13 protein-coding genes are annotated in these 13,503 nt (G+C 56.9%); 10 read left to right on the forward strand and 3 right to left on the reverse strand.

The window, feature by feature from the left end; genetic code table 11:
* Positions 1-107: 107 nt before the first annotated feature.
* From VGK14_RS08080 to VGK14_RS08090, 3 genes are all read right to left on the reverse strand, one after another.
* Positions 108-992: a prephenate dehydrogenase gene (locus VGK14_RS08080; protein ID WP_331508491.1), complete on the reverse strand. Its 885-nt coding sequence runs from the start codon at positions 990-992 to the stop codon at positions 108-110.
* 83 nt (positions 993-1,075) lie between these two features.
* A complete protein-coding gene (locus VGK14_RS08085; RefSeq protein ID WP_331508492.1) occupies positions 1,076-2,110 on the reverse strand; it encodes a c-type cytochrome in 1,035 nt (344 codons plus the stop codon).
* Complete coding sequence (locus tag VGK14_RS08090) at positions 2,107-3,231, reverse strand: c-type cytochrome (RefSeq protein WP_331508493.1); 1,125 nt, start codon at positions 3,229-3,231, stop codon at positions 2,107-2,109. Before VGK14_RS08090 ends, VGK14_RS08085 begins: the two co-directional genes overlap by 4 nt.
* A gap of 215 nt (positions 3,232-3,446) precedes the next feature.
* Here VGK14_RS08090 and VGK14_RS08095 point away from each other — a divergent pair, with 215 nt between their 5' ends.
* From VGK14_RS08095 to VGK14_RS08140, 10 genes are all read left to right on the forward strand, one after another.
* Complete coding sequence (locus VGK14_RS08095) at positions 3,447-3,761, forward strand: c-type cytochrome (protein ID WP_331508494.1); 315 nt, start codon at positions 3,447-3,449, stop codon at positions 3,759-3,761.
* A gap of 127 nt (positions 3,762-3,888) precedes the next feature.
* On the forward strand, positions 3,889-5,025 hold the full coding sequence (locus VGK14_RS08100; RefSeq protein ID WP_331508495.1) for a 6-bladed beta-propeller: 1,137 nt from the start codon (positions 3,889-3,891) through the stop codon (positions 5,023-5,025).
* A gap of 488 nt (positions 5,026-5,513) precedes the next feature.
* On the forward strand, positions 5,514-6,347 hold the full coding sequence (locus tag VGK14_RS08105; protein WP_331508496.1) for a cytochrome c3 family protein: 834 nt from the start codon (positions 5,514-5,516) through the stop codon (positions 6,345-6,347).
* A 69-nt stretch (positions 6,348-6,416) separates the two neighbouring features.
* Positions 6,417-7,439 carry a peptidylprolyl isomerase gene (locus tag VGK14_RS08110; RefSeq protein WP_331508497.1) on the forward strand — a complete coding sequence of 341 codons (1,023 nt, stop codon included), beginning with the start codon at positions 6,417-6,419 and terminating at the stop codon, positions 7,437-7,439.
* A 462-nt stretch (positions 7,440-7,901) separates the two neighbouring features.
* The gene (locus VGK14_RS08115) at positions 7,902-9,980 is read left to right on the forward strand and encodes a hypothetical protein (protein WP_331508499.1); all 2,079 of its coding nucleotides are present in this window, start codon (positions 7,902-7,904) and stop codon (positions 9,978-9,980) included.
* A gap of 161 nt (positions 9,981-10,141) precedes the next feature.
* A complete protein-coding gene (locus tag VGK14_RS08120) occupies positions 10,142-10,567 on the forward strand; it encodes a c(7)-type cytochrome triheme domain-containing protein (protein ID WP_331508500.1) in 426 nt (141 codons plus the stop codon).
* 6 nt (positions 10,568-10,573) lie between these two features.
* Positions 10,574-11,566 carry a c(7)-type cytochrome triheme domain-containing protein gene (locus VGK14_RS08125; protein WP_331508501.1) on the forward strand — a complete coding sequence of 331 codons (993 nt, stop codon included), beginning with the start codon at positions 10,574-10,576 and terminating at the stop codon, positions 11,564-11,566.
* 39 nt (positions 11,567-11,605) lie between these two features.
* A complete protein-coding gene (locus VGK14_RS08130; RefSeq protein WP_331508502.1) occupies positions 11,606-12,514 on the forward strand; it encodes a hypothetical protein in 909 nt (302 codons plus the stop codon).
* Positions 12,489-13,079 (forward strand): c(7)-type cytochrome triheme domain-containing protein, encoded by a 591-nt coding sequence (locus VGK14_RS08135; protein ID WP_331508503.1) that lies wholly within the window; start codon positions 12,489-12,491, stop codon positions 13,077-13,079. The genes VGK14_RS08130 and VGK14_RS08135 overlap by 26 nt, the downstream gene beginning before the upstream one ends.
* Positions 13,076-13,474, forward strand: a complete 399-nt coding sequence (locus tag VGK14_RS08140; RefSeq protein WP_331508504.1) for a c(7)-type cytochrome triheme domain-containing protein — start codon at positions 13,076-13,078, stop codon at positions 13,472-13,474. Before VGK14_RS08135 ends, VGK14_RS08140 begins: the two co-directional genes overlap by 4 nt.
* Positions 13,475-13,503 lie beyond the last annotated feature (29 nt).

The following is a 13,503-nucleotide window of genomic DNA, read 5'->3' on the forward strand; positions in this document are numbered from 1 at the left end:
ATATTAAGTGGCTGGAATACCGGTCGGGCGAATATGGTTCTCTTGCATGGCATCAAGCAAGCAAGGGGCTTGGGATTTTGTCGGCGTTCATCGGCGTTCATCGGCGCTTACTGTTTCTCCAGATTTCTGATCCAGGCGCCGCGGGCTTCGCGCGCCCGGTTGAACAGCGCTTCCAGCGCCGGGCCGTCGTTGCGCTCTATCATGCCGCGCAATTCGCAAAGCTGCGCCTGGTAGGCATCCAGCTCGGCCATCAGCGCGTTGCGGTTGGCGAGGCTGATGTCGCGCCACATTTCCGGCGAGCTGCCGGCGATACGGCTGAAGTCGCGAAAGCCGCCGGCGGCAAAGCCGAACAATTGCCTGGCGTTGGCGCGTTTGGCGATATCGGCCACCAGCGCGAATGCCAGCAAGTGCGGCAAATGGCTGACCGCGGCGAAAATCTCGTCATGCATTTCCGCCGACATGTGGCTGACGCGGGCGCCGCAGCCCTGCCACAAGGCATCGGCCTTGCGTATCGCGTCGCCATCGGTTTCCTTAAGCGGGGTGAGCACGACGTCCTTATCCAGAAACAGGCCGGCGCGGGCTGCCGCGACCCCGCTTTTTTCGGCGCCGGCGATGGGGTGTGCCGGTACGAAACGCCTGAGCTTGTCCTGCAAGCGGCTGCGGGCTGCCGCGACGACATCCCCCTTGGTGCTGCCGGCATCGGTGATGACGGCTTGCGGGGCGAGGTGGGGCGCGATGGACCGCATGATCGCGGAAAAGTGGCCGACAGGCGTGGCGAGCAGCACCAGGTCGGCATCCCTGACGGCATCCTCGGCGGTGGCGGCTTCGTCGATGACGCCGAGCTGGATGGCCTGTTTAAGCGCTTCGCCGTTGCGTCCGACGCCGACGATCCTGCCGGTCTGCCCGGCCTGTTTCATCGCGAGCGCCACCGAGCCGCCAATGAGGCCGACGCCGAAGATGGCGAGTTTGTCGAAAATGCGTGTCGAGGTCATAAGAGGCGCGGATTATAGCATGCAGTGTCATGCACTTACGCCGGCCTTGAAACGGCAATGCTGCTGACGCAACCGATGGAGCATCAGTCCGGCAAGGGGTGGAAAGCCTTGGAAATGTAGGCGACGATGGCGGCGATCTGATCTTTGCCGAGCACGGATTTCCACGCGGGCATCGACGTGTTGGGCAGGCCTTCGCGAATGGCCGACGTCAGCCGGGCGCGTGTCATATGGCTCATGAAGTCGGGGTCGCGCAGGTCGCGGGGGTGAGGCTCCAAAAAGCTGCCGATCCAGTTCTTGCCGGTGCCGTCGGCGGCATGGCAGAACGCGCAGTTGTGTTCGAACAGCGCCTTGCCGCGGCTTTCCTGCGCCGAAAGATTGGCCACGCTCGGTGGGATGTCGTGCAGCACATAAGGGCTGGCGCTGGTCATCGCATCCAGCGACTTGGCGTTCATTGTCTGCAGGGTCTGGGGGTCGGTGGGTGAATAATGGTTGCGCGGGTAAGACAGCGGGTGCTTTTCCCAGGCGATGCCGCCCCTGTCCGTGCTGGCTGAGTTGTGGCAGCTGATGCAGCTCGACATGAACAGGCGCTTGCCCGCAGCCTGCTCCTTGCTCAAGGATTCCCACGGCCGGTCCGACGGGATCTCGCCGGTGGCGAACGGAAATGCCGCCCGATAACGCTCGTGGTTGGGCCAGCCGTTTTCCGGCGTATGGTAGCGGGTATTGGGGCCTTTCTTGCGGACGAATTCGTCCGCCACGAAATGCGCGACCTGCTCCATTTCCGGTTTCGAGAGAATTCCCGAAAATGATTTCATTGCCGTACCCGGCTTGCCGTGCTGCAGTATGCCGACAATATATTCCGGCGTGACGCGGCCGGCATCGGCAGCGGTAAAGTCTGTCGGCGGTGGATTGACAAAACCGGCTGCGACGGTTTTGGCGTTGCCGGAATAGCCGTGGCAGAAGTAGCAGCGGAAGTTGTAAATCTTCCGCCCGGCCTCGATCCTGGCCTGGCCGCTCGCGCTGCCATGAGCGGTTGGCGCAGGGCGGTCCGTATTGCATAAGGCCGGGGCGGAAAACAGGATCAAGGCCAGGAATACCATTCCCGGCAATCGACGCCTCATTTGTTCCCTGTGCGGTCGCTGGCGTTGGCCCGGATGAAGGTGCGATACACGAACTCCGCAATGTCGGCGATCTGCTGGTCATCCAGCACCTTGCTCCAGGCCGGCATGACCGTGCCGTTTTTCCCCATGGAAATGGCTGCGAACAGCATCGGCCGGTTGAAGCCGGCGGAGGATTTGTCCAGGAAGTTGCGCGGCCTGGGGCTGATGAAGAACGCCCGCGGACCTTGCCCGTCGCCCTTGGCGCCATGGCAGGCGGAGCAGTTGGTCAGGTAGAACTTTTGGCCGCGCTGCGGATCACCCGTCAGCCCTTTGGGCAGTGGAAGATCCGCACTGGCCGTGGTGGATTTGCCGGCGTCCGCGGTCACGGAAGCCGCTTCCTGCGGTTGGCCGCCGCGGGCGCGTGTGCCGGAAATGGATTCAACGGGTCCGACCATGATGACCTTGAGCAGATAATCCGCTACGGCATCGATGTCCTGCTCCGGAAGCTTCTTGTCGAAGCCTTCCATCGCCGTGCCCGGCTTGCCGTGGGCAATCGATGCGATCAGGCGTTCGCGGTTGGGCCCGCCCTTGGTCTGCGAGACCGATAAATCTGGTGGCGTGGTCATGCGGGTATCGGCTACCAGAGGGCCCTTGCCGCTCTCGCCGTGGCAAGTGGTGCAATAATGGCCGTAGACGCTGCGGCCGCGCGCTACCAGCGGGTCCAGCGCGGCCTGCATGAAACCGTTGCGGATGTAATCGACGACCGCTTCGATCTCCTTGCCGCTCAACTGGGTTTTCCAGCTGGTCATTGCCGTACCCGGTTTGCCATTGGTCACGGTGGCGATCATTATTTCCCGTGTCAGATTGGTCGCAGTGGTGAAGTCGCGTGGAGGCGGTACCAGCGAGGTACTCGCGCGGCTATGACCATCTCCGCGATCGCCGTGACAGACCGAACAGTAATTGTGGTACAGCAGTTCCGGCTTGATTTCGTCCGACTTCAGGGGGCGCTCGCCGGCGGCAGCGGGGGAAATCAAGTCGTTGCCCAGCGATGCTATGGACAGCATGAGCGCCAGCGCGGCGCATGTTCGCGACAGATGAAAAAGCAGGGTTTCTGGAAGGGTAGGTATCACGGGTATTTTCATTCGCTGGATTTCTTTCAAGTCGGGTAAGCGTTGCGAGCATTTCCCGAGCAATATCTGTACCTGTTTTTGAATTCCCTTGGCATGTGTGTTGCTTCTACCGAGTTAAAAGCATTTAGCCAGGGCCTGACGGTCCGATGCTCAGGGATTTTAACATGTAGCCAATGACTGGACTGAGCGCTCCTTTACGAGAGGAGGCGACAGAAGGAGATGGAACGATGAGGATGTTGAATTTGGCGGCATTTCTGGCGCTGGCGCTGAGCTCGACGTCAAATGCTGCCGATGGGCGCAATATATACAAACAGACTTGTGCCACCTGTCATGCAGCCGGCTCTGCCAGCGAGGCACCCAAATTAGGCGTGCTCGCAGACTGGCGAGCCCGTTTAGCCGGCGGTCGCTCCAGTTTGCTGCATTCGGTGATGAAGGGCAAAGGCGCCATGCCGCCCAAGGGCGGCAATGCCTCGATTTCGGATGCCCAGGCCAATGCTGCTTTGGATTACATGCTATCGAGAATAGAAGAGGGGCATGATTAATGAAACTTTTATACCTCAAAATCGGCTATATTCATTAAAATTCCAACCTTTCTTAAAAAGCGGGAAGGTTGGCGCTGCCACTTAGGCAAATTTCATTTGGCTTAATAGTATCGTGAGGAATTTTTGTATGTCGAATCGCTATTTTTTCTCATGGAGAAAACTGATCAACTGGCTGGTCTGCGCGCTGCTGCTGGGATTGGCGGCTTGCGCTCAGCTTCCTGACCAGCCAGTGAAAACCAAGACCAAGGACAGCGCCCTAGTGTTCCCGCCGCCGCCGGAAGAGGCAAGATTCGTGTTCGAGCGCGTCATTTACGGCAGCGCCGACGTTGTGCCCGAGAAAGAGGAATCCAGTCTGAAAAAACTGGTGGTAGGGACGACGGAGCATGGCGGCAATGACCCGCTACGCAAGCCTTATGCTGTCGCTGTGCATCGCGGGCGAATTTTCGTTTCTGATACGGTCGCTCGCGTGGTCAAGGTATTCGATGTGCCGGAAGGCCGCTACTTCACTGTTGGCGATAGCGACCCCGGGCGTCTCATGAAGCCGTTAGGTATTGATGTGGATGATGCCGGCACGCTGTATGTCGCAGACGCAACCACAAAACACATCCTGATTTATGACCGAGACGGTAAATTTCTGCGCCAGCTGGGAGGCCCTTCGATGTTCGATCGCCTAACCAGCGTTACTGTGGACAAAAAAGGGGAGCGGCTTTACGTAGTGGATATAGGCGGGGTAAGTTCCGAGAATCATCGCGTGCGCGTCATGGATGCGCACAGCGGTAATGTCCTGTTCGATATCGGAAAACGCGGTAATGGGCCTGGAGAACTCAATCTGCCGCGCGACGTCGCGATTGGGAAAGGCGGCAGTCTGTATGTCGTCGATGGTGCCAATTTCCGGATACAGGTATTTGACAGTAACGGCAAGTATCTTAGAAATTTTGGCCAAGTCGGTAAGCAGTACGGCAGTTTCGCCAGGCCTAAGGAAGCGTCAACGGATGCGAACGGAAATCTGTATGTAATCGACGCGGCTTTTGGCAATTTCCAGATATTCAGCCCTGACGACGATTTGCTGTTATTTATTGGTGACCGCTCTGCTGAGGATGGGCCGGCGCAATATATGTTGCCATCAGGTATTTACGTGGATGAGGATGGTCGCGTGTACATGGTTGACCAATGGTTCCACAAATTGGAGGTTTATCGCCCTGCCGCGCTTGCTCCGCAGGATGGATATTTGGGGAAAAAACATAATGCAGAAACGTCCCGATAATTTACGGGCTTTGGATAAGTCGCTGCTAGCTAGAGCCGGCAGTGAGATTCAAGAAAGCGGACACTGCGTCTCTAGGGTTGTTTTAATCAATAACGGAAATATTAAATTCTCATTTCTCGGAAATAATACAAGATAAAATAATCCAAATATCTTTACACGGGGCCGGGTTTTATATAAAATCAGGATATAAAGGTTTTTATATTATTTATTATATGGATACATCACCATTCTAGAAAAAGGATGCAAATGGCGATGAGGCTATCTTAAATTTAACATATTGTTTTGTAATGTTAATTTTTTTCATTGTGGATGCCTTGGAACGGTCTGCAACAATCTTCTAAGTGGCATTGGAATGGCTGATTAAAGAGGGATGTGATTTTATTCTTTAATTCAGTCTGGCATGAAAGATGCATAGGTGGTTGCAAGAGTCAAGATTGTATGTTCGAAGTTTTAGAGAAAATTGTTGTTCTAAATTAAGGAGCGGGATCATGAAACTACATATGCGTGACAAAACGGGCTGGGCGGATTTGCTGTTCCCCCTTCTGGTTTTCGCTTTTGCACTGGCTTTCGGGTCCCAGGCATTAGCCGGCATTAGTACTACCAAGCACAACCTGAGTACCGGCGGTACAGGCTCGAATCACCTTACGGCCGGAACTGCGGAAATCTGCGTGTTCTGCCATACGCCGCACGGAGCCAACACCAGTGTCAAGGCACCTTTGTGGAACAAGGCGCTGCCGCCAAGCGTATATACAACATATAGCTCGGCGACATCCAGCACTATCGACGGTACGGTCAGCCTAGCGACTTCCGTTTCTCTGGCCTGTCTGTCTTGCCATGACGGCACGCAAGCCATGGATAACATGATCAATGCGCCGGGCTCTGGCGGCTACAATGCGGCCGGCGCAAGGCTGGCGGGGGCCACCTGGACAGCCAACGTCGGAGCCAGTGGGCAGATGCCTGGTACGACGGTTGCGATGCTTAGCACCGATCTTACGAACGACCACCCGGTTGCGATTCAGTTCTGCGGCGGCGGTCTTACCGGAGGCGGCGGATCGGTAGTCAGCGGAACCTGTAACGACGGCGATTTCAATCAAAGTAAAGTGCTGGCCAAGGTTGTTGGCGCTACCCAGGTGTTTTGGGTGAGTACGGATGCCAATGCTACTCGCGATAAGGTTGACTTTCCTCTCTTCAACAACTCCGGCAACGTTGGGCCGTCAGTAGAGTGTGCTAGCTGCCATGATCCTCACTCCTCCACTAACGCGACTTTTTTGCGGATATCTAATGCCGGTAGTGCAGTGTGCCTGACTTGCCACAACAAGTAGGAGCGGTTTATTTATAATATGCAGCGGGCCGGAATGTCGGCCCGCTTTTTATTTGCTAGGAACGTTGCTATGCGTAGACGTGAAGGTGTCAGTTGCTGTTCTGCCTTGGTAAGCATCTTGTGTCTGGGAATGATCTTGGTAAAAGCGGCGGGAGCTGCAGACAGCCTGCCTGAGAACCGCGCACAAGTTCAGGTTGAGCCGGTATTTGCCAAAGTTAACGGCAGGGTCATTACGATGCGGGAATTCGAGGCATTGTATGTAGCTGCAGTTCGTCAACGTTTCTATCACGGCAAGATGCAGGAAGGGCAGGCCGAAGCGGTGCGTAAGGAGGTGACTGATCAACTGATTGAGCGAGCGTTGCTTCTGGAAGAGGCTGATCGGTTAGGCCTCAAACCGGACGCAGCCAAAATTGAACAGGAAGTGGCAGGCTATGAGTCTCGGTATGCCTCGTCGCCAAGGTGGAAGGAGCAGCGCGAGAAGCTATTGCCTGGGCTCAGGGAACAGCTCGCGCGGCAAAATCTGCTGGAACAGGTGGAAAAAATACAACGCGAAATTCCGGCAATAACCAAAGACGAGGTGCGTGCTTATTACGACCAGCATAATGAGCTGTTTACCGAGCCTGAGAAATTGCGCCTGTCGGTGATACTTCTGAAAGTGGCCCCCTCGGCTCAAACGCCGGAATGGGATAGTGCACGTGCCGAGGCGCAGGAAATCTATCTACAGCTTACACGAGGGGCGGATTTTGCCAAACTGGCGCGTGCGCGCTCGGGCGATGCCTCCGCAGATCAAGGCGGGAATCTGGGATATGTCCACCGTGGCATGTTGCCGGAGGGGATACAGAACCATATCGACAAGGCGCAGTTGGGGGTTGTGTCCGAACCGATCACCACACTTGAAGGGGTCGTCCTGTTTCGCCTTGACGAACGTGTTATGCCTAAGCTACGCGAATTTAAAGATGTTGAAGCGCGCGCGCGCGAATTGCTGATGCGTGAGCGACAAATCCAAGCCGGGAAAGAATCTCTGGCGCGTCTGCGTACCGCAGCTACTATAGAGATTGCAACTCCGCAGGCCAAGGATGACAAGAAGCCGTAATAATCGATAGTCGTGGCAAGAGCTATATATATGCGCTTAGGCTCTCCAGAGTTGCATATATGCAGAACCGGGATCGACATCATCCGGGCAAATCCATGATGTAATTTCCCGCGTTTTTATTCAGTCTTGAAAATGATGTCCTTTCTGTATTCCGGGCAGACTGGTTTAGTGAATCTGTTTGTTTTTTTTTAAATTTCCAGTTTATCTTTAAAAAGACGATGGAACTGCTTGTTATTTATATAAATCAAGCATATAACTATGAGTGGTAGCCAACATATAAGAAAAGACCAAGCGGGGCCGGTTTTAAGCGGAATATCCGGTATGTGGCAGTCGGGATAGGTTCTTGCTTGAAGGCTTCTATATCGGTACGAGGAGATGCTTCATGTCGGCCGGGTAGCGCAGTTCCATAATCTGCAGGTCATTGCTATGGTTGAGTCGAAGAAGTGCTTAGAGGGGTGGTAAATGCGGAATGCGGCAGCCATCCTGCTGAAGTGTGCGGTTATTGGCCTGGTGGTTACAGGCCAGCGGACGGCATTTGGCGCCGAACCTGGTTCGCTCAAGCTGCGATTGTCGAGTGAGCTGGCTACTCCCGAGAATCGGCCCATCGCGCAAACGGAAGCCGGGATTGCCGCTGAAAAGCAACTTGAGCAACAGTTTGGCTCTTCCGGGCTATTGTTGCGATTGTCCAGATCCACCGCTCCGCCCCCCCCCCCCGGCAATGACGGTTCTGGCGATATGAATACGCCGGCGGTAGCCCCCAGGCGACCGGCCGATGAAAAACCGGATACGATTACGCAACTCGCCCAGTCTGCCAAGAACACCGCAACTGGTCCCGGGATTTTCGGTTTGGGCCTGGCCCCTATCCGCTGGGGCGGTTATACGACCGATGTTTTTCGCATGATGAAAAGCTCGGACCGCCCCCTCGATATGAATCATTCGCAGCGCCTCGATCTGCGGGCGACGAGTTATTTATGGCAGCCGTGGTTCGCTACCGTCAGTGGCGGCATCGGACTGTCCAGAGGCGTGCAGGATTCCGGCGATCGCAATGGCGAAAGCAAGAGCAGTTCGCTGACGGGATTCGGCGATTTTTCATTATTTCCCCAGAGCAGATTTCCTTTTTCGGCGGCTTTCTCGGTTTCCGACAGCAGCACCAGCACGCCGTTGACTTCCGACGATATGCAGAGCAAGCGCTTCTCGCTGCGCCAGGCCTACCGCCCTCCCACTGGCGACAGCAATTACAGCGTGGCCTACCAGAACAGCACGATGACGAGCAAGCTGAACGGTGACGATGTCGTCGAAACCTGGCAGGGTTCGTACTCGACTTCGCTTGGGCAGCAGCATATTGGCCTGGATGTGGACCGTACCGAAACCAGCCGTTCGCAAAACAAGGAAGGGCTGGTGCTGAATTCGGTCAATGCGCGGCACAGCTATAGTCCGGCGGCCAACCTGTCCGTCGACAGCAATGCTCGCATCTCGGATTCCGTATTGCGCATACGCAGTTCCAACGAGATCAACACAACCAGTTCGCGGTATTCCCAGGCGAGCTCGTTCGCTACGTGGAGGCCCAAGGAGGAGTTGGCGCTCAACGTCACCGCGGGCTTGAATTATTTCGATGCGTCGTCCGCGATTAACGATGTTTCCAATCAGACGCAGAGTTTAAGCGGCAATCTCTCGGCAACCTATAACCCCACGCGCAACCTCTCGCTGGGGGCGAGCGGCACCATCGTGGCGGTGAATGCCGATAGCGGCTCTACCAGCATCACCAGCACCCAGAGCGGCAATGCCAGCTATAACGGCGACCCTCTCACACTTGGGAATTTTTCCTACAACTGGAACGTTTCCGGCAGTGCGACCAACCAGACATCGGACTCGGGATCCAGCCAGACATTCTCCACCGGGGGATCGCACGGCCTTAGCCGCGATTACCGATTGAGCGCGCTTTCCTCGCTGCATCTCGGCGTCAATCAAGCGCTGACGGTCAATTGGGTCGACCAGAATGGGCAGAGCAGCAATCTGAGCAGTAGTGGCTCTCTTGCCTGGCAGATATCCCCCAGCGATTCGATGTCGGGCACGGTCAGCCTTTCCGCGACGGATACGCGAACCATGGGCGCCCTGGCTTCCGATAACCAGTTCATCAGCCTGCAAAGCAATGGCAGGATACAGCTATCCACGTATGCGACGGCCTCGGCCAATTTCAATATCCAATGGAACCGCCAGGGCACGAGCGGACTGGACGCCGGCGGTGAAGCAAAAACCACGATCTATACCTCGGGCAGCGCCAACTACCAGCATTCACGGGCTTTCGGCATCAATAACCTGCGCTACTCGGGGCTTGCCAACATCAATATGCAGCAGTCCAACGCGCGCCTGCTGGGAGATGCGAACGCGGATGCCAACCCGGTCGGGTATTCCCTTGAGCAACACCTTGACTATCGCATCGGCCGTATCGACATAGGTCTGACCGGAACGATCTCCGTTCAGGATGGCAAGGAAAATGCTTTGCTGTTTCTACAAGTGGGACGGACGTTCGGCAACTATTAGACCCGGATGAGTAGTTGAATTAAAATAATCAGCTCTTTAAGTCTTAATTATTCCGCGCCAGTGATTTTACCCGGCAGATATTCAGGTAACCAGGTGTTCCTGATTTTGAAATAGGTGTCGGGTGGCAACCAGATTTCAACTAACGCAACAAGGATCGGTAAATGAGGAAACGAAAAGGATGGACAGCGTTCATGGCGCTGATGGCGGCTCTGATAACCGGGATGCTGCTGTTCGTCGATATCCCGACGGCCAATGCCGAATATGGGGATATCGTCATCAACAACTATGCCGATAAAGCCGGTATGCGCCCGGCTATTTTCCCGCACTGGTTCCATCGGATTCGTTTCCGCTGCAAGGTCTGCCATGCCGACCTGGGCTTCAAGTTCAAGGCCGGCGGCAATGAAATCAACATGGTCAAGATCATCGATGGCCAGTTCTGCGGGGCCTGCCATAACGGCGAAATTGCCTGGTCGATCGAAAACTGCAATCTGTGCCATTCCGGCAAACCGGGAACGCCCACGCAGGTCCATGAAAGCACTATTCAGAAACTCGTAACACCCGCCTCGGGCGCGGCTGTGCAGAAGTAGAGGTGGATGATGAAATTTAACAATACACTCCTGGTAATTCTCGTTGCTACCGCGTTGATGCCTGCCGTTACGCAGGCCGCCAGCAATCCGGTCTATGATAAGACCTGCTCGATGTGCCATGCGAACGGCATCGCCGGCGCCCCGCGATTCGGCAATGCCGAAGACTGGTCGCCGCGTATCGCGCGCGGCGTCTCCAGCCTCTATAGCAGCGCGCTGCAGGGTACCGCCAAAGGCATGCCTCCGAAAGGCGGCCAGCCGGCCTACTCGGATGCCGAGATCAAAGGCGCGGTCGATTTCATGGTAGCCAAGGCGAAAGAGGCGGCCAAGGCGGCTGCACCGGCCAAAGCGGCCGCCAAGCCCGCGGCGAAAGAAGCTGCAGCGAAAGAAGCGGAAAAACCCGCTGCAGCAGCGGCAGTCCCGGCTCCGGCAGCTGCGCCCGCGCCCATCGCGGCGGCGGTCGCGGCACAGCCCGCCACTGGCGCCGCCATCCCCTTCAACCGGCTGCTGCGCCCCAGGAGCAAGGCCAACCTGCCGCCGGCCGAGGACGGCATCCACGACCCGACCAACGATGGCACGCATGCCTTGCTGCCGCCGCAACAAGGCCTTGCAGGATTGCCTGCAAGTACCTGGGGCAATCGGGTAAACTGGGTGCAGGCGATCGCCAACAAGAGCATTAATCCGCGCTATGATCGCAACGATCCGGCGGCCGAGCCTATCGTGATGGACCTCAACATCGTGCGCGAGGTCAAGGGCTCGATGCCTGATGTGGTTTATCCGCACAAGCAGCATACCCAGTGGCTGGATTGCTCCAACTGCCACCCGGCGATATTCATTCCGCAGAAAGGCGCCAATCAGATCAGCATGGCGGCGATCCTGCTGGGCCAGAAATGCGGCGTTTGCCACGGCAAGGTTGCGTTCCCGGTATCCGAATGCCGCCTGTGCCACTCGAAGAAGAAGGACATTCCGCTGAGCACGGCAAGCAGCGGGGACAAGCCCTGAACAAGGGAATAGTATGTTAGTCGGAGAACAGGCATGAAGATGTCGCAGCTTTTAGGAATGGTGCTGGCGGGATTGTCGGCCCTGGCGTATGGCGTGGAGCAGGCCGGTACAGCGCCTGTCGCAACCAGCGCATCTTTACGCCTGGCCGCCGGCGAAGTTGACCGGCAGCAACTGGAAAAGCGCCTGAACTCGGTCTCCACCCTGATCGAGGAATCGTCTGCGGCAAAGCAGATCGAAGCCAGCGGTGACGCACGGGCGCTGGAAAAACGCGCCAAGGCGCGCGAGTTTTACCGCAGCGCCCAGGATGCGTTCAACAAGGGCGAACTGGCCAGCGCTTCGCAATTATTATCCCAGGCGTCGATGACGATGTTCGAGGCGGTGCGCGTGGCCGCCCCCGAGCAGGTAACCGCAGCCAAGGTCAAGGCTGACTTCAACACCCGGCTGGAAACGGTGAAAGCCTTGCTGGCCGCGCATAACCGCATCGCCAGCGAAAAAACCTCGGTGCCCGGCACTGCGGAAACGACACGCAATATCGAGAAGGCGCTGGCGGAGGCCAACCAGTTGGCAGCCGAAGGCAAGTACGACGAGGGCCGCAAGGTGCTCGACCGCGCCTACCTGATAACCAAGACCGCCATTGCCTCGCTGCGCGGCGGCGATACCCTGGTGCGCTCGCTGCATTTCGCCACCAAGGAAGAGGAATACCGCTACGAGATCGACCGCAACGATACCCACCAGATGCTGATCCAGGTACTGCTGAGCGAAAAGCGCGCGGCGGCGGATCTGGATGCGATGGTCAAGAACTACTTGGAGAAAGCCCGCGCGTTGAGGGCCCAGGCGGAAGAGGCTGCGGGGCGCAAGGATTTCGAGGCCGCCATCAAATTGCTGGAAGATTCGACCAGCGAAGTCGTCCGGGCCATCCGCAATGCGGGCATTTATATCCCAGGCTAATGAGGATGGCCGCCTGCGTTTGAGGATATTACTCTCGCTGTTGCTGCTATCGGCCAGCCTGTATGCTGGTGCCGGCGAGTGGCTGCCGCTGGATAACGACGGCGTGCACGACCCTTCCAGCCCGGCCGTCAAGCGTTTGATGGAGCCGCGCGACGGCCTCTCCGGGCTGGCGCCAGACGATGTCGGCAACCAGGTGCGCTGGCCCCAAGCGCTGGACCAGGGGCAGATCAACCCGCGCACCAACTTGCTGCCCGAGACCAAGGTGGAAGTGCTGGACAAGGATATCCTGCTGGATCTTTACGGTAGCATGCCCATCGTGCGCTTTCCACACCGGATACATACACTGTGGCTGAACTGCAACAACTGCCACGAGCATCTGTTCAAATCCAAGACCGGCGCCACCGATATCAGTATGCTCAACATCCTGGACGGCGAACAATGCGGTCTGTGCCACGGCGCGGTGGCGTTTCCGCTGAGCAAGTGCGACCGCTGCCACAGCGTTTCGCGTAATATTCCCAAGGTCAAAAGCGGCGGGGCCGGCGAAATCAAGGAAACCGGCAAATGAATGCCGCCGCAGGCAGGAAGAACAGTTGGCAATTCAAGCTGGCACTGCTGCTGGCACTGCTGCTGGCACTGCCGATGGCGCAGGCGGAATACGGCGATGTCGTACTCAACCGCTATGCGGAAAAGGAAGGCATGCGGCCGGTGGTGTTTCCGCACTGGTTTCATCGCACGCGATTTCGCTGTAAGGTATGCCATCAGGAGCTGGGCTTCAAGATGCGCGCCGGTAGCAACGACGTGAAGATGAGCGATATCATCGATGGCAAGTTTTGCGGCATGTGCCACAACAACGAAATTGCCTGGGGACCGGACAACTGCGATTTGTGTCATTCGGGAAAACAGGGGCTCTCCAGCGGGATATATGGCGGCGATAGAACCAATGGGCCGGGGCGGTGGTGAAACGCGGCTTGCCCTAAAAATATTTTTTA

The sequence above is a fragment of the Novimethylophilus sp. genome (genome assembly GCF_036504375.1).
GTDB lineage: Bacteria > Pseudomonadota > Gammaproteobacteria > Burkholderiales > Methylophilaceae > Novimethylophilus.

Excerpts from the sequence above, each read along its gene's own strand:
- VGK14_RS08140 (WP_331508504.1), top strand. The coding sequence starts at position 13,076 with ATGAATGCCGCCGCAGGCAGGAAGAACAGTTGGCAATTCAAGCTGGCA.
- VGK14_RS08135 (WP_331508503.1), top strand. The coding sequence starts at position 12,489 with ATGCGGGCATTTATATCCCAGGCTAATGAGGATGGCCGCCTGCGTTTG.
- VGK14_RS08080 (WP_331508491.1), bottom strand. The coding sequence starts at position 992 with ATGACCTCGACACGCATTTTCGACAAACTCGCCATCTTCGGCGTCGGC.
- VGK14_RS08125 (WP_331508501.1), top strand. The coding sequence starts at position 10,574 with ATGATGAAATTTAACAATACACTCCTGGTAATTCTCGTTGCTACCGCG.
- VGK14_RS08100 (WP_331508495.1), top strand. The coding sequence starts at position 3,889 with ATGTCGAATCGCTATTTTTTCTCATGGAGAAAACTGATCAACTGGCTG.
- VGK14_RS08085 (WP_331508492.1), bottom strand. The coding sequence starts at position 2,110 with ATGAGGCGTCGATTGCCGGGAATGGTATTCCTGGCCTTGATCCTGTTT.
- VGK14_RS08090 (WP_331508493.1), bottom strand. The coding sequence starts at position 3,231 with ATGAAAATACCCGTGATACCTACCCTTCCAGAAACCCTGCTTTTTCAT.
- VGK14_RS08120 (WP_331508500.1), top strand. The coding sequence starts at position 10,142 with ATGAGGAAACGAAAAGGATGGACAGCGTTCATGGCGCTGATGGCGGCT.
- VGK14_RS08130 (WP_331508502.1), top strand. The coding sequence starts at position 11,606 with ATGTCGCAGCTTTTAGGAATGGTGCTGGCGGGATTGTCGGCCCTGGCG.
- VGK14_RS08110 (WP_331508497.1), top strand. The coding sequence starts at position 6,417 with ATGCGTAGACGTGAAGGTGTCAGTTGCTGTTCTGCCTTGGTAAGCATC.
- VGK14_RS08115 (WP_331508499.1), top strand. The coding sequence starts at position 7,902 with ATGCGGAATGCGGCAGCCATCCTGCTGAAGTGTGCGGTTATTGGCCTG.
- VGK14_RS08095 (WP_331508494.1), top strand. The coding sequence starts at position 3,447 with ATGAGGATGTTGAATTTGGCGGCATTTCTGGCGCTGGCGCTGAGCTCG.
- VGK14_RS08105 (WP_331508496.1), top strand. The coding sequence starts at position 5,514 with ATGAAACTACATATGCGTGACAAAACGGGCTGGGCGGATTTGCTGTTC.